Here is a 14,041-nt window from a genome sequence, read left to right as displayed (position 1 = left end):
ACCCGGGCTACGAAGTCGGGCCGTCATTAACCTTCCTGGACGGTTGCGCTGTGCGGAACTGTGCCGAAATTAACGCAACCAGAATGCGCCTGCCGCGACATAAATAGACGCTGGCCACAAACATCGGTAAAACGTGGTCAATACTTGACCCTTTTTGCAGAGATAAGCATTCATGGCAGCCGCTCCCGGCGTCCGGCGTTCCGAACTCGGCGATGCGCTGCGCGCGTGCCGCGCCGCCTTCATCGGCGTCGGCCTGATGAGCTGCGTGATCAACGTCCTCTATCTGACCGGCTCGATCTTCATGCTGGAGGTCTACGACCGCGTGCTGCCGAGCCGGAGCGTGCCGACCCTGGTCGGCCTGGTCGTGCTCGCTGCCGGGCTTTACATCGCGCAGGGGATGCTTGATCTCCTGCGCGGACGGATCCTGGGGCGGATCGGCACCTCGCTGGACGAGGCGATCAACGCGCGTGTGTTCGACACCATCGTGCGCCTGCCGCTCGTCATGGGCAATCGCACCGAAGGCCTGCAGCCATTGCGCGATCTCGACAATGTCAGATCGTTTCTCGGCAGCCAGGGGCCGGGCGCGTTCTTCGACCTGCCGTGGCTGCCGCTCTATATGGCGATCTGCTTCGCCTTCCACTGGCTGCTCGGCGTCACCGCGCTGGTCGGCGCGATCATCCTGATCACGCTGACGCTGGTCACCGAATTCATGTCGCGCAGACCTGCCAAGGAGGCGATGACGCTCGCCGCCCGTCGCAATGATCTCGCCGCGTCGAGCCGCCGCAATGCCGAAGTGCTGGTTGCCATGGGCATGTCCGGCCGGCTGCAGCGGCGCTGGAGCGAGGCCAATGAGAATTATCTCGCGGGCAACCAGCGCGCGAGCGACGTCGCCGGCGGCCTCGGCGCGGTCGCCAAGGTGTTGCGCATGATGCTGCAGTCCGCGGTGCTCGCGGTCGGCGCTTATCTCGTCATCTTCCAGGAGGCGACTGGCGGCATCATCATCGCGGGTTCCATCCTCAGCGCCCGCGCGCTGGCGCCGATCGATCTCGCGATCGCGCATTGGAAGGCGTTTGTCGCCGCGCGGCAGAGCTGGCAGCGTCTCAGCCGCCTGCTGCAGCAGATGCCGCCGGCCGGCACTCAGACCTTGCTGCAGGCGCCGACCAAACGGCTGTCGGTCGAGGCCGTCTCGCTTGCGGCACCGGGCGACCAGCGGGTGATCGTGGCCGAAGTGGCGTTCGCGCTCGAAGCCGGCAGCGGCGTCGGCATCATCGGTCCCAGCGGCTCAGGCAAGTCATCGCTGGTGCGCGCGCTGGTCGGCGTCTGGATGCCGTTTCGCGGCAAGGTGCGGCTCGATGGCGCCGCGCTCGACCAATGGTCGCCGGACGTGCTGGGCCGCTACGTCGGCTATCTGCCGCAGGACGTCGAACTGTTCGCGGGCACGGTGGCGCAGAACATCTGTCGCTTCGATTCCGAGGCGAAGTCGGACGACATCATCGCCGCCGCCAAGGAGGCCGGCGTGCACGAGATGATCATCAAGATGCGCGAGGGCTACGACACGCAAGTCGGCGAGCACGGCACGGCGCTGTCGGCCGGCCAGGCGCAGCGGATCGCGCTGGCGCGCGCGCTCTATGGCGATCCGTTCCTGATCGTGCTGGACGAGCCGAACTCCAATCTCGATAGCGAAGGCGACGAGGCGCTGACGCGGGCGGTGCGCTCGGCGCGCGAGCGCGGCGCCATTGTGGTGGTGGTGGCGCACCGGCCGATCGGGATCGAGGGTGTCGACCAGATCCTGGTGCTGAAGGAAGGCCGCATGCAGGCCTTTGGCCCGAAGGAAACCGTGCTGGCGCAGGTGCTGCAGCCGCGCGTCGCGCCGGCGCCGCCGATCAAGATCGTCTCCGACGCGGGAGCCAAATCATGAGCGAAGAATTGCGCGGGGCGCGACGCTCGATCCGGCTGCATCTGATCGTGGGCCTCGTCGTCGTGCTGGTGGTGGCGGGCGGCTTCGGCGGCTGGGCCTCTACTGTGCCGATCTCGGGTGCCTTGATTGCGCCGGGTTCGGTGGTGGTCGATTCCAACGTCAAGAAGGTGCAGCACCCGACCGGTGGCGTGGTCGGCGAAGTCCGTGTGCGCGACGGCGATCTCGTCAAGACCGGCGATATCGTGGTGCGGCTGGACGAGACGGTGGTGAAAGCGAGCCTTGCGATCGTGGTCAAGACGCTCAACGGGCTCTATGCGCGCGCGGCGCGTCTGGAGGCCGAGCAACAGGGCCGCGACAAGATCGCCTTTCCGAAAGCCCTGGCCGACCGCGCCGAGGATCCCGACGTCCGCGACGTCCTGGCGAGCGAAACCAAGCTGTTCGAGGTCCGCGTCAACGGCCGCATCGGCCAGAAGGCGCAACTGCGCGAGCGCGTCACCCAGCTCAACGAGGAGATCGAGGGTCTGAAGGCGCAGGAGGCTGCCAAGGACAAGGAGATCGAGCTGGTGCAGAAGGAGCTGGTCGGCGTCCGGCAGCTGTTTGACCAGCATCTCGTGCAGCTCACGCGGCTGACCATGCTCGAGCGCGACGCCGCGCGGCTCGCCGGCGAGCGCGCACAATACATCGCCGCCCGCGCGCAGGCCAAAGGCAAGATCACCGAGACCGAGCTGCAGATCATCCAGGTCGACAAGGACATGCTGGCCGAGGTCTCCAAGGATCTGCGCGAGACCAACGACAAGATCGGCGAATTCGTGGAGCGCAAGGTGACCGCCGAAGACCAGCTCCGCCGCATCGATATCCGCGCACCGCAGGACGGGATGGTGCTGCAGTCGACGGTGCACACCGTCGGCGGCGTGATCACCGCGGGCGATGCCATCATGATGATCGTGCCGCAGGCTGATGCTCTCTCGGCGGAGGCCAAGGTCAATCCACAGGATATCGACAAGCTGCAGATCGGCCAGAAGACGCTCTTGCGACTGTCGGCCTTCAATCAGCGCACTACGCCGGAGATCAGCGGCGTCGTCACCCGCGTCTCGGCCGACGTCACCACCGACCAGCGCACGGGGCAGAGCTTCTACACCATCCGCGTCTCGATGCCGTCGGACGAGATCAAGCGCCTCGGCGACGTCAAGATCATCCCGGGCATGCCCGTCGAAGCTTTTGTTCAGACCGGAGACCGCACCATGCTGTCCTATTTGATGAAGCCCCTGAGCGACCAGTTCATGCGCTCGTTCCGGGAGAAGTGACTCCCGTAGCCCTCCGTCATTGCGAGCGGAGCGAAGCAATCCATGCCTCCGCAAGCGGTGACATGGATTGCTTCGTCGCTATCGCTCCTCGCAATGACGGGAACACTTCACGTCGTCGCGCCCGCGTTCGGGCGACAGCTAGTGTAAATTCTCCAACAGCAAACTCAGCGCCGCCTTCGCAAACGCCTGCATGTTGGCTTGCCGGTCGCCGCTCGCGGTCTCGATCGTGATCACCGTCTCCACAGGTCCCGCCACCGCCATGCAGCTATGGCCTGCCGCGTCGCCATAGCGGTTGCCGGCTGGTCCCGCTGCGCCGGTCTCAGACAGGCCCCAGTCGGTCGCAAGGCGCGTGCGGATCTGGCTCGCGAGCAGCTTTGCGTAAGGTTCCGATGCCGAGCGGATGCCCTTCATCGTCTCGTTGGGAATGTCCATCAGCGCGCGCCGCGCATCGCGGGTGTAGATCACGCCGCCGCCGATGAAATAGGCGGAGGCGCCGGGCACGGCGAGCAGCGCGGCGGAGATCAAGCCGCCGGTCGAAGATTCCGCCACTGCAATCGTCTGCTTCCGCTCGATCAGTTTCGCGGCGATCTTTTCCGCAATGGACACCAGTTCGTTCATCGGCCGCCTCTCTTGTTGTTTGCCATGAAAATTCTCCGGGGCGTCCTGCCTTCCTAGCACACCACTTCGGCTCCTGCCGAGTTGCGGGCCAAAGGCAGGCCTGCTTGAATGCAGAGCAATCAACGGGCGCGGCGCACGCGCTTAAACGAGGAAACGTCATGACGTCGCCGATCGCGGATGGCGTGGATTGCGATCTGCATCCCGCCGTGCCCCATCTGACCAGCCTGCTGCCGTACATGAACGACTACTGGCGCGACCAGGTGACGACGCGCGGCATGACGGATCTGCTGTCGCAATCCTATCCGGTCAATTCGCCGATCTCGGCGCGGCCGGATTGGCGGCCGGCGCAGGGCAAGCCGGGCTCCGATCTTGCCGACATGCAGCGCCAGGCGCTCGACAAATTCGCTGTCGCCTATGGCATCTGCAATCCGCTCTATGGCGTGCAGATGGTGTTCAGCGAGGACATGGCTGATGCCTTCTGCCGCGCGCTGAACGATTGGCTCGCCAAGGAATGGCTCGACAAGGACGAGCGGCTGCGCGGCTCGATCGTAATCCCCGTGCAGAGCATCGAGAAATCCGTGAAGGAGATCGAGCGCTGCGCGCAAGATCCGCGCTTCGTCCAGGTGCTGATGCTGGTCATGGGCGACATGCCGCTCGGCAAGCGGCACTACTGGCCGATCTATGCCGCGGCGGAGCGGTTGGGCCTGCCGATCGGCGTGCATGCCGGAAGCGCCTATCACAACCCGCCGACCTCGGTCGGCTGGGGCTCCTACCACATCGAGGACTATGTCGCGCAGGCGCAGGCGTTTCAGACGCAACTCACCAGCCTGATCATCGAGGGCGTGTTCGCCCGCCACCCGAATTTGAAAATGGTGATGCTGGAAAGCGGCTTCACCTGGTTGCCGCCCTATCTCTGGCGCTTGCACAAGTTCTGGCGCGGCGTCCGCATGGAGACGCCGTGGGTCGACCGCTTGCCATTGGAGATTGTGCGCAGCAACATCCGCTTCTCGCTGCAGCCGGTCGACGCACCGCCGGACGGCGAGACGCTGAACCGCCTGTTCGATCATATGCAGTCGGACGAATTGCTCCTATTCTCGACTGACTATCCGCACTGGCAATTCGACGGCGACGAGGCGCTGCCGAAAGGGATTTCGCCCGACCTGGTCCGCAAGATCATGATCGACAATCCGCTCGCAACCTACACGCGCTTGAAGCAATCGGTGAAAGAGGTGGCGCCATGAATATCCAGATTCGTGAACGTCCGGAGGCTGGGTCTGCCAGCATCAAGACCGCGATCGCCGATTGCGACATCCATCCGGCGCGCGCCACCCAGACCGAGCTCTATCCATTCCTCGCCAAGCGCTGGCACGCACATCTCGAAACCTTCGGCGTCCACGCCTATCAGGGCATGATGGGTGGTCCGCCCTATCCCAAGGCGCAGCCGAATGCGTCGCGTCGCGACGCCTATCCGCCGGAGGGCGGTCCACAGGGCTCTTCGCTTTCCTTCATGCAGCAACAGCATCTTGATCCGAACAATGTTGTGCTCGGCGTGCTCAATCCGCTCAACACCGGGCAGGGCATCCGCAATCAGGATCTGGCGGCGGCGATCTGTTCCGCGATCAACGACTGGCAAATCGAGAAATGGACCAGCAAGGACCAGCGCCTCAAGGGCTCGGTCGTCGTTGCCAATGAGGACGGGCAGGCTGCGGCCGCGGAGATCCGCAAGCGCGCGGGGGACAAGAACTTCGTGCAGGTGCTGCTGCTCAGCCGCAATGTCGAGCCGCTCGGCCAGCGCCGCTATTGGCCGATCTATGAGGCGGCGGAGGAAGCCGGGCTTCCGGTCGGCGTGCACGCCTTCGGCTTCGGCGGCAATCCGATCACTGCCTCGGGCTGGCCGAGCTTCTACATCGAGGAGATGGTCGGCCATTCGCAGTGCCAGCAGACCGCGCTGGCGAGCCTCGTGCTGGAAGGCGTGTTCGAGCGCTTCCCGAAACTGAAGATGGTGATGGTCGAGGCCGGCTTCGGCTGGGCGCCGTCGCTGGCCTGGCGGCTCGACAAGGTGTTCGAGCGCCTGCATGCCGAGGTGCCGCATCTGCGGCGCAAGCCGTCGGACTATATCCGCGACCACATCTGGTGGACCACGCAGCCGATGGAGGATCCGGAGCGGCGCGAGCATCTGTTCCAGACCATCGAATGGATCGGCTGGGACAGGCTGTTGTTCGCGACCGATTATCCGCATTGGGACTATGACGAGCCCTCGCGCGTGCTGCCGGCCGGCGTCAGCGACGCCAACAAGCAGGCGTTCTATCTCGACAATGCGCGCAAGCTGTACGGACTTTCTTGATGGCGAGGCATGTGGTTGCCCCGGTGAATGAACTGCCGCCGGGCACGAGGAAGTTCCTGGAGATCGACGGCCGGCCCATCGCGGTCTTCAACGTCAAGGGCGAGTTCTTCGGCCTTCTGAACCGCTGCCCGCATCAGGGTGCCTCGCTGTGCGAGGGACCGCTGATCGGGCTCGCGCAATCGTCCGATCCCGGCGAGATCGAATACACGAAGCTCGGCGAGATCATCCGCTGTCCCTGGCACGGCTGGGAATTCGACATCCGCACCGGCCAGTCCTACTGCGACCCCAAGCGCTTCCGCGCGCGGGCCTATCCAGTCAAGGTCGAGCCGGGCACGAATCTGGTGAAAGGGCCGTACGTTGCGGAGACGATCGCGGTCTCGGTGGAAAGCGACTACGTCGTGGTGGATTTATAGCTCGCTGTCATTCCGGGGCGCGCCACCGGGTCCGCGCAAAGCGCGGTCCGATGACAGGCTCCGCGCGAGCCCGGAATCCATTTCACCGCTTGTACTGGCGGCCCGATGGATTCCGGGCTCGCCGCTTCGCGGCGCCCCGGAATGACAACGGAGGCCGCGGGCCGGCAATCTTCCATCAGGCCGCGACCGCTTCGCGTGCCTCGACCTTCTCGCCGCGGCGATAGACCGTCAAGGTCGCGATGATGCCGAGCGTTGCCGCCAACATCAGCCAGAAGCCCGGTGAAGCCTTGTCGCCGGTGTGGTCGATCAGCCAGGTCGAGGCAAACGGCGTAAAGGTGCCGAACAGCGCTGCCGCCAGTGCAAAAGCCAGCGAGAAGCAGGTGGTACGCACATGTGACGGCACGATCTCGACCAGGCAGCCGAGCATGGTGCCGCTGTAGACGCCGAAATAGAACGAGAACATCATCTCGACCGCCAGCATCTTGCCGAAGCTGGGCGCGGCCACCAGCCAGTACAGCGCCGGGTAGGCGGTTACCAAGGAAAGCCCGGCGATCGTCAGCAGCACCGGCTTGCGGCCGAGCCGATCGGAGACCGCGCCGCCGACCGGGTTCCAGATGAAGTTGGTCACGGCCACCAGCAGCGTGACCAGCAGCGCGTCCTGCGTCGACAGTTTCAGCACGTTCTTGCCGAAGGTCGGCGTATAGACGGTGACGAAATAGAAGGTCGTGGTGGTCAGGATCGCGATCATCATGCCGAGGATCACGATGCGCCAGTTCGCGAGCGCCGACGCGAACACCTCGGATGCGGTCGGATGCCGCTTCATGGCGAGGAACGCCGGCGTTTCCTCCAGCGTCCGCCGCAGCACGAAGATGAAGGGGATGATCAGGCAGCCGATGAAGAACGGAATGCGCCAGCCCCAGGCTGCCACCGTCGCCGGCGGGATTATCTCGCTCAGGACATAGCCGACGATCGCGGCGACGAAGATCGCGACCTGCTGGCTCGCCGACTGGAATGAGGTGTAGAAGCCGCGGTTGCCGGGAGTAGCGATCTCCGACAAATAGACCGAGACGCCGCCGAGCTCGACGCCCGCGGAAAAGCCCTGCAGCAAGCGGCCGATCAGCACGATGACCGGCGCGGCAATGCCGATCGTCGCATAGGTCGGGCAGATCGCGATCACCACTGTGCCCACAGCCATGATCGCGAGCGTGACGATCAAGCCCTTGCGGCGTCCGATGCGGTCGATATAGGCCCCCAGCACGATCGCGCCGACCGGGCGCATCAGCGCGCCGAGCCAGAACACGCCGAACGTGTTGAGCAGCGAGGCGGTCTCGTTGTCGGACGGGAAGAACGCCTTGCCGATCGCGCTCGCATAGAAGCCGAACAGGAAGAAATCGAACTGCTCGAGGAAATTGCCGCTGGTCGCGCGCAGGATGGCGCCGATGCGCGATTTGATCTGCGGTATCTCTGCCGTACTCGTTGGCGCCATGCGCGTTTTCTCCCCGGGCTGCGACGAAAAGCCTCGTCTGCGCGGCAATTTGGCACAGCTATGCGGCGCGACCAACCCGCAAACGCGTCGGTCACCCGGAAATCTGCTGGTTTTTCAGGACTTCAGGCCTTGCCTTGGGCCGAGGCCACCATCCACTGCCGGAATGCCGCGAGCTTCGGCGAATCAGCGCGCGCCTGCGGCGAGACCAGGTAGAAGCCGGCATCGGCGGGGAGCGTGATCTTGAAGGGGACCACCAGCCGCCCCTTGGCGATGTCGTCCTGCACATAAGATGTCCGGCCCATGGCGACGCCGATGCCGTCGATCGCGGCCTGGATGGTCATGAAGATCAGGTCGAAGGTGATGCCCGGCTGCTTTGAGAGGTCGGCCGGCAGCCCGGCCGCCGTCAGCCACAGCCGCCAGTCGTCGCTGTTGGCGTTGCTGGTGTGCAAGAGCACGTGGCCGCGGAGGTCTTCAGGGCATTTCAGCGGCTTCTCACCTTTAAGCAGGGACGGGCTGCAGACCGGAAACAGCTCGTCCGCCATCAGCCAGTCGGCGCGCAATCCCTGCCACTGGCCGCGGCCGTAGCGGATCGCGGCGTCGACATTGTCGCGCTGGAAGTCGACCAGGCTGGTCGAGGTGGTGATGCGGACGTCAATGCCGGGATGCGCCTCCTGGAACGTGGAAAGCCGCGGCAGCAGCCATTTTGCGGCGAGCGAGGCCAGCGTCGAGACCGTCAGCACGTGGTCGTCCTCGCGCCGCAGCAGCCGGTCGGTGGCAAGCTTCAGGTCGTTGAAGGCGGCGCGGACGCCGGGGAGATATTCGGCCGCTTTTGGCGTCAACGTCAGCGCTCGGTTCTGCCGCACGAACAGCCGGACGCCGAGCTCCTGCTCGAGCCGCTTGATCTGATGGCTGATCGCGGTCTGTGTCACGTTCAGCTCGGCGGCAGCCTGGGTGAAGCTCAGGTGCCGCGCCGCGGCCTCGAAGGCCCGCAATCCGTTCAGCGAAGGCAGCCTGGCGGTCATCTCCCGCATCTCTCCTTATGTATGAGTTTATCTCATGTGATGCGGCACAAAGTGTCGTTTGTGCAAGGCCACAACAGCGCAGATATTTCGGGTAAGAGATTAGCTATAGGAGCTGAGCATGTCCAGTTGCACCCATGAATCGATGATAAATCATCATGGACAGGGCCTGTTCGCACAGGCTTTGACCCAATTGAGCGAGACCCTTCACGTCTGGCGTCAGCGCTATGAGATGCGCCGCGAACTGGCCCAATGGTCGGAGCGCGATCTCCACGACATCGGCAAGTCCTGGAGCGATGTCGCTTATGAAGCCGAGAAACCCTTCTGGCGGGCATGAGGTGACGCCAATGCCGGCGTCGCCTCTGTGGAGGGACGCCGGCTCATTTTTTCCGGAGAGCGTGTCATGGCCAGCCTGCGTCTCGACGATCTCAAGCAGTATTCGGACGTCCTGCGTTCGCGCAGCGGCGACAAGATCACCGTGCGTTTCGTCGAGCCGCGCGATGCGGAGGGACTGCAGAATTACTTCCGCTCGCTCTCGACCCGCTCCCGCTACAATCGCTTCTTTGGCGCCATGCGCGAGCTGCCGAAGAACGTGCTGGAAAACTTTGTCCATGTCGGCGAGCGCGAGCAGTTCAGCGTCGTCGCCACCGTGACGGTCGACGGCTTCGAAATCATCGTCGGCGAAGCGCGCTATGCCTTCCATGCGGAGGATGCGAGCATCGAGTTCGGCGTCTCGATCGACGACCGCTGGCAGGGCCAGGGCATCGGCCGGGCGCTGTTGAAGAATCTCGAATGCCGTGCCGCCGCGCTCGGCGCTGCACGGCTGTTCGGCGACACCTTGCGTTCCAATGACGCCATGCTCGGGCTGGCAAAAAAAGGCGGTTACACCTTCGCCAACAGCCCGGGCGACTGGAAGCTGGTGCGCTTCGCGAAACACATCGCTATCGAACCGCGGGATATCCCATGTGCCACTTGGCGGCTCGCTGCTGCCGACAAGGCCGCTTTCTCCTCGCTTGCGGTTTGATCACTGGCCCGGTTCTGGCCGCCCCAGAACCGGGCTTTTTTCTTTTTGTTGTTTAGCGCGTAGCCCGGATGGAGCGAAGCGCAATCCGGGATTGTAGCTGCCGCGCGCGAGATCCCCGGATTACGCTTCGCTCCATCCGGGCTACGCACCGCGCTAGAACTTCTCCACCCAGGGGCGCAGCTCCACTTCCCAGGTCCAGGCACTGCGCGGTTGCTGCAGCACGTTCCAGTAGCTGAGAGCAATCGCGTCGGGATCGAGCATCGAATCCGGATGACCTTCCGGATCAGGGCGCGTCTTGCTGCGGATGCCGCCGTCGATGACAAAATGCGCGACATGGATGCCCTGCGGCGAAAGTTCGCGCGCCATGCTCTGCGCCAGTCCGCGCAGCGCGAACTTCCCCATCGCGAACGACGATGATTGCGCATACCCTTTGACGCTGGCCGAAGCGCCCGTGAACAGGATCGCGCCATGCTTGTTCGGCAGCATGCGCTTTGCGGCCTGCTGCGCCACCAGGAAGCCGCCGAAGGCCGAGACTGCGATCGCGTTGGCGACATCGGCCGGCACGAGGTCGACCAGCGGGCCGCGCGCCCGCGCGCTTGCGTTATAGACCACGAGGTCGGGCGTTCCGATCTCGCGCTCGACCAGGCCGAACAGACGTTCGACTTCGTCGGCGTCCGTTGCGTTGCAGGTAAAGGCCCGCGCGCTGGTCTCGGTGCAGAGTGCGCCGAGCTTTTCGATCTGCCGTGCGGCCAGCGCCACGCGAATTCCTTCGCGCGAAAATAGCCGCGCCAGCGAAGCGCTCAGGCCTTCGCCGACACCGACGATCAGGGCGGTCTTGTATTTTGGGGTTTCCATGAGCTTTCCTTGAACTGCCGGAGAAGATTTTGCTTGGCAGGGCGACATCCCGGCATTCGATGTGCGATAGTCTCCTCCAACAGATGAGGAAACGAACCAGAGATTTCAATGCAGCCGCTGAAACAACGTCCAAACGCCGATATCGCCAACCAGCCGGGCCTGCTCGCGCCCGACACCTCGGGCATGAATTTCTACCAGGCTGATCCGGCGTTTCAGGACCTGCTGCAACTGCACCTGCCGGATGCGCTGTTTCGTCATATCGAGCCGCATCTCGATCGGCTCGGCGCGCTCGCCGGCGGCCCGCTCGATGAATGCGCGCGGCTTGCCGACCGCCATGTGCCGGTGCTGCACCAGCGCGACAAGTTCGGTCGCGACGTGCAGTGGATCGAATATCACCCGGCCTATCGCGAATTGGAGAAGGCCGCGTTCGGCGAGTTCGGTATTCACGCGATGTCGATCCGCAAGGGCATTTTGGGTTGGCCGGATAAATATCCTGTGGTGGCAAAACACGCCTTCACGTTCCTGTTCAACCAGACCGAATTCGGCATGGGCTGTCCGATCAACGTCACCGACGGCTGCGCAAAGCTGCTGGCGAATTTCGGCAGTGAGACGCTGAAGGCAAAATACCTCGATGGCCTGACCCAGACCGATATGGAAAAGCTGACCCAAGGCGGTCAGTTCATGACCGAGAAGGAAGGCGGCTCCGACGTCGGCACGCTGACGACGACTGCGGTGCAGGAGGGCGATCACTGGCGCCTCTATGGCGAGAAATGGTTCTGCTCGAATGCGGACGCCAAGGTCGTGATGCTGCTGGCGCGGCCGGAAGGCGCCGGCCCCGGCACGCGTGGCGTCGGGTTGTTCCTGATGCCGCGCTTCCTCGATGACGGCTCGCAGAACCGCTACCGGATCGTGCGGCTCAAGGACAAGCTCGGCACGCGCTCGATGGCGTCAGGCGAGATCAAGCTCGAAGGCGCGATCGCCTATGCGGTCGGCAAGCTCGATCGCGGCTTCGTGCAGATGGCCGAGATGGTCAACTCGTCACGGCTGTCCAACGGCGTCAAGTCGACGGCGCTGATGCGACGCGCGTATCATGATGCGATGACGGTGGCGAAGGGCCGCGTCGTGTTCGGCAGCCGCATCATCGACCTGCCGCTGGCGCGGCGGCAATTGATGAAGATCATGCTCGCAACCGAGCAGGCGCTGTCGATGAGCTTCCTGACCGCCGATGCGCTCGACCGCGCCGAGGCCGGCAGCCAGGACGCCGCGGCGCTGCTTCGCATCCTGACGCCGACCTTGAAATTCCGCGCCACCCGCGATGCGCGAAAAGTCTGTGGCGATGCGATGGAGATGCGCGGCGGCATCGGCTACATTGAGGAATTCGCCACCGCGCGGCTGTTGCGCGACGCGCATCTCGGCTCGATCTGGGAAGGCACCGGCAACATCGTCGCGATCGATGCCTTGAAGCGCGCCGTCGGCCGCCATGGCGCCGACGCGGCGCTTGCCGCGGATCTCCACGCGCGGCTCGATGACAGCGCCAATGTGCCGCAGGCCTGGCGCAGCCGTCTGCATGAACTCACCGACCGCGCCATCGGCTTTGCACGCGAGGTTGCCAGCCGCATCGACAACGAAGCGGAAGCACGTCGTGCGACCAGCCTGCTTTACCACGTGGCAAGCGCGGTGACTCTCGCCTGGGAAGGCGGGCGCATCCATGAGATGCGCGGCGATGCACGGCGGCTGTTGCTATCGCGCCTGGTGATCGATCATCGCGTGGCGACCCACGATCCGTTCCGGCTAACGGAAAATACCGCATCGCGCGCCATCACCGATCACCTGCTCGGCGAGCGTGCCGTCGGCATGGCCGAGGTTGGCGAATTGCTTCTCGCGGCGTAGGCTGTCTCTGCACCTCTCCCAAAGGGAGAGGTGCAGAGAGCGCGTCATAATAAAACAACAGAGGGGAAATACCGATGAAGGCCGCCGTCCTGTACGAAGTCAACAAGCCGCTCGTGATCGAGGACGTCAGCCTGCCAAATCCCGGACCGCGCGAAGTCTTGATCCGCACTTCCGTCGCCGGTCTCTGTCATTCCGATCTGCACTTCATGGAGGGACTCTACCCGCATCCGCTGCCCGCCGTGCTCGGCCATGAATCCGCCGGCGTGGTGGAGAAGGTCGGCTCCGACGTGAACTATGTGAAGCCGGGCGATCATGTCGTGACCTGCCTCTCGGTGTTCTGCGGCACGTGCGACAACTGCACCACCGGCCGTACCGTGCTCTGCACTGATACCACCGTGAAGATGCTGCCGGGTGCTTCCAATCGCCTGCAATGGAACAGGCCGGAGAAATTGAACCAGTTCCTCAATCTCTCGTCCTTTGCCGAGCAGATGCTGGTGCACGAGAATGCGATCGTGAAGATCCGCAAGGACATGCCGCTCGAGCTCGCAGCCCTCATCGGCTGCGGCGTCATCACCGGCTATGGTGCGGTCGTGAACACCGCGAGGGTGCAAGCCGGCGAGACGGTGGCGGTGATCGGCTGCGGCGGAGTCGGCATGGCCGCGATCAACGGCGCCGAGATCGCGGGCGCCGGCCGCATCATCGCGATCGACACCAATCCCGCGAAACTGCAGCTCGCAACCAAGCTCGGCGCCACCGACATCATCGATCCCAGGAATGGCGACGTGGTGCAGCAGGTGCGTGAGCTCACCGGCGGCGGCGTGCATCATTCTTTCGAGGTGCTGGGCCGCAAGGAGACCGCCGAGCAGGCCTTCGGCATGCTCGCAGCCGGCGGCACCGCGACCATCGTCGGCATGATCCCGTACGGCCAGAAGATCGAACTGCACGGCTTCGATTTCCTGCGCGAGCGCCGCATCCAGGGCTCGTCGATGGGCTCCAACCATTTCCGCGTCGACATGCCGCGCCTGGTCGAGTTCTACATGCGGGGCAAATTGCACCTGGAGGACTGGATCTCGGCCAAGCTGAAACTGTCCGAGATCAACGACGGCTTCGCCAACATGAAAGCCGGCAAGACGCTCCGCAGCGTCATCATGTTCGATAGTTGAGGCACTC

At 64.2% G+C, this 14,041-nt stretch carries 13 protein-coding genes; 9 read left to right on the top strand and 4 right to left on the bottom strand.

All coding sequences use genetic code 11. The features are described 5' to 3' along the window. Positions 1–172: 172 nt before the first annotated feature. Together AC5ZG5_RS16675 and AC5ZG5_RS16670 are read left to right on the top strand one after the other, a co-directional pair. On the top strand, positions 173–1,918 hold the full coding sequence (locus AC5ZG5_RS16675) for a type I secretion system permease/ATPase (protein WP_456642874.1): 1,746 nt from the start codon (positions 173–175) through the stop codon (positions 1,916–1,918). Continuing rightward, positions 1,915–3,222: an HlyD family type I secretion periplasmic adaptor subunit gene (locus AC5ZG5_RS16670; RefSeq protein WP_456642875.1), complete on the top strand. Its 1,308-nt coding sequence runs from the start codon at positions 1,915–1,917 to the stop codon at positions 3,220–3,222. The genes AC5ZG5_RS16675 and AC5ZG5_RS16670 overlap by 4 nt, the downstream gene beginning before the upstream one ends. Before the next feature lie 138 nt (positions 3,223–3,360). Here the strand turns inward: AC5ZG5_RS16670 and AC5ZG5_RS16665 are convergent, their stop codons facing one another. Then, a complete protein-coding gene (locus AC5ZG5_RS16665; protein WP_456642876.1) occupies positions 3,361–3,840 on the bottom strand; it encodes a CinA family protein in 480 nt (159 codons plus the stop codon). A gap of 158 nt (positions 3,841–3,998) precedes the next feature. On the opposite strand from AC5ZG5_RS16665, the gene AC5ZG5_RS16660 reads away from it, so the two are divergent. From AC5ZG5_RS16660 to AC5ZG5_RS16650, 3 genes are read left to right on the top strand one after another with little or no spacing between them, the layout of a single operon-like run. Further along, positions 3,999–5,081 (top strand): amidohydrolase family protein, encoded by a 1,083-nt coding sequence (locus tag AC5ZG5_RS16660; protein WP_456642877.1) that lies wholly within the window; start codon positions 3,999–4,001, stop codon positions 5,079–5,081. Then, positions 5,078–6,184 (top strand): amidohydrolase family protein, encoded by a 1,107-nt coding sequence (locus AC5ZG5_RS16655; protein ID WP_028169035.1) that lies wholly within the window; start codon positions 5,078–5,080, stop codon positions 6,182–6,184. The genes AC5ZG5_RS16660 and AC5ZG5_RS16655 overlap by 4 nt, the downstream gene beginning before the upstream one ends. After that, entirely contained in the window at positions 6,184–6,597 is a 414-nt protein-coding gene (locus tag AC5ZG5_RS16650; RefSeq protein ID WP_456642878.1) for a Rieske (2Fe-2S) protein, read from the top strand. The genes AC5ZG5_RS16655 and AC5ZG5_RS16650 overlap by 1 nt, the downstream gene beginning before the upstream one ends. A gap of 175 nt (positions 6,598–6,772) precedes the next feature. On the opposite strand, the gene AC5ZG5_RS16645 is transcribed toward AC5ZG5_RS16650, so the two are convergent. Then, positions 6,773–8,083 (bottom strand): MFS transporter, encoded by a 1,311-nt coding sequence (locus AC5ZG5_RS16645; RefSeq protein ID WP_456642879.1) that lies wholly within the window; start codon positions 8,081–8,083, stop codon positions 6,773–6,775. Between the two features lie 122 nt (positions 8,084–8,205). Continuing rightward, positions 8,206–9,105 (bottom strand): transcriptional regulator GcvA, encoded by a 900-nt coding sequence (locus AC5ZG5_RS16640; RefSeq protein ID WP_130225856.1) that lies wholly within the window; start codon positions 9,103–9,105, stop codon positions 8,206–8,208. Positions 9,106–9,223: 118 nt separating this feature from the next. On the opposite strand from AC5ZG5_RS16640, the gene AC5ZG5_RS16635 reads away from it, so the two are divergent. Both AC5ZG5_RS16635 and AC5ZG5_RS16630 read left to right on the top strand, forming a co-directional pair. Continuing rightward, positions 9,224–9,439 (top strand): DUF1127 domain-containing protein, encoded by a 216-nt coding sequence (locus AC5ZG5_RS16635; protein WP_456642880.1) that lies wholly within the window; start codon positions 9,224–9,226, stop codon positions 9,437–9,439. Positions 9,440–9,505: 66 nt separating this feature from the next. After that, positions 9,506–10,126, top strand: a complete 621-nt coding sequence (locus AC5ZG5_RS16630) for a GNAT family N-acetyltransferase (RefSeq protein ID WP_456642881.1) — start codon at positions 9,506–9,508, stop codon at positions 10,124–10,126. Positions 10,127–10,279: 153 nt separating this feature from the next. On the opposite strand, the gene AC5ZG5_RS16625 is transcribed toward AC5ZG5_RS16630, so the two are convergent. After that, complete coding sequence (locus AC5ZG5_RS16625; RefSeq protein ID WP_456642882.1) at positions 10,280–10,981, bottom strand: SDR family NAD(P)-dependent oxidoreductase; 702 nt, start codon at positions 10,979–10,981, stop codon at positions 10,280–10,282. Between the two features lie 108 nt (positions 10,982–11,089). On the opposite strand from AC5ZG5_RS16625, the gene AC5ZG5_RS16620 reads away from it, so the two are divergent. Next, a complete protein-coding gene (locus tag AC5ZG5_RS16620; protein ID WP_456642883.1) occupies positions 11,090–12,871 on the top strand; it encodes an acyl-CoA dehydrogenase family protein in 1,782 nt (593 codons plus the stop codon). 74 nt (positions 12,872–12,945) lie between these two features. Beyond that, positions 12,946–14,034 carry a Zn-dependent alcohol dehydrogenase gene (locus tag AC5ZG5_RS16615; RefSeq protein ID WP_028169027.1) on the top strand — a complete coding sequence of 363 codons (1,089 nt, stop codon included), beginning with the start codon at positions 12,946–12,948 and terminating at the stop codon, positions 14,032–14,034. Positions 14,035–14,041 lie beyond the last annotated feature (7 nt).

It is taken from the genome of Bradyrhizobium sp. Ses1 (assembly GCF_059512365.1).
The sequence above is the reverse complement of the archived record's forward strand: the minus strand, read 5'-3'. Positions and strand labels throughout refer to the sequence as shown.

Excerpts from the sequence above, each read along its gene's own strand:
- AC5ZG5_RS16630 (WP_456642881.1), top strand. The coding sequence starts at position 9,506 with ATGGCCAGCCTGCGTCTCGACGATCTCAAGCAGTATTCGGACGTCCTG.
- AC5ZG5_RS16655 (WP_028169035.1), top strand. The coding sequence starts at position 5,078 with ATGAATATCCAGATTCGTGAACGTCCGGAGGCTGGGTCTGCCAGCATC.
- AC5ZG5_RS16635 (WP_456642880.1), top strand. The coding sequence starts at position 9,224 with ATGTCCAGTTGCACCCATGAATCGATGATAAATCATCATGGACAGGGC.
- AC5ZG5_RS16645 (WP_456642879.1), bottom strand. The coding sequence starts at position 8,083 with ATGGCGCCAACGAGTACGGCAGAGATACCGCAGATCAAATCGCGCATC.
- AC5ZG5_RS16675 (WP_456642874.1), top strand. The coding sequence starts at position 173 with ATGGCAGCCGCTCCCGGCGTCCGGCGTTCCGAACTCGGCGATGCGCTG.
- AC5ZG5_RS16615 (WP_028169027.1), top strand. The coding sequence starts at position 12,946 with ATGAAGGCCGCCGTCCTGTACGAAGTCAACAAGCCGCTCGTGATCGAG.
- AC5ZG5_RS16640 (WP_130225856.1), bottom strand. The coding sequence starts at position 9,105 with ATGACCGCCAGGCTGCCTTCGCTGAACGGATTGCGGGCCTTCGAGGCC.
- AC5ZG5_RS16670 (WP_456642875.1), top strand. The coding sequence starts at position 1,915 with ATGAGCGAAGAATTGCGCGGGGCGCGACGCTCGATCCGGCTGCATCTG.
- AC5ZG5_RS16625 (WP_456642882.1), bottom strand. The coding sequence starts at position 10,981 with ATGGAAACCCCAAAATACAAGACCGCCCTGATCGTCGGTGTCGGCGAA.
- AC5ZG5_RS16650 (WP_456642878.1), top strand. The coding sequence starts at position 6,184 with ATGGCGAGGCATGTGGTTGCCCCGGTGAATGAACTGCCGCCGGGCACG.
- AC5ZG5_RS16665 (WP_456642876.1), bottom strand. The coding sequence starts at position 3,840 with ATGAACGAACTGGTGTCCATTGCGGAAAAGATCGCCGCGAAACTGATC.
- AC5ZG5_RS16660 (WP_456642877.1), top strand. The coding sequence starts at position 3,999 with ATGACGTCGCCGATCGCGGATGGCGTGGATTGCGATCTGCATCCCGCC.
- AC5ZG5_RS16620 (WP_456642883.1), top strand. The coding sequence starts at position 11,090 with ATGCAGCCGCTGAAACAACGTCCAAACGCCGATATCGCCAACCAGCCG.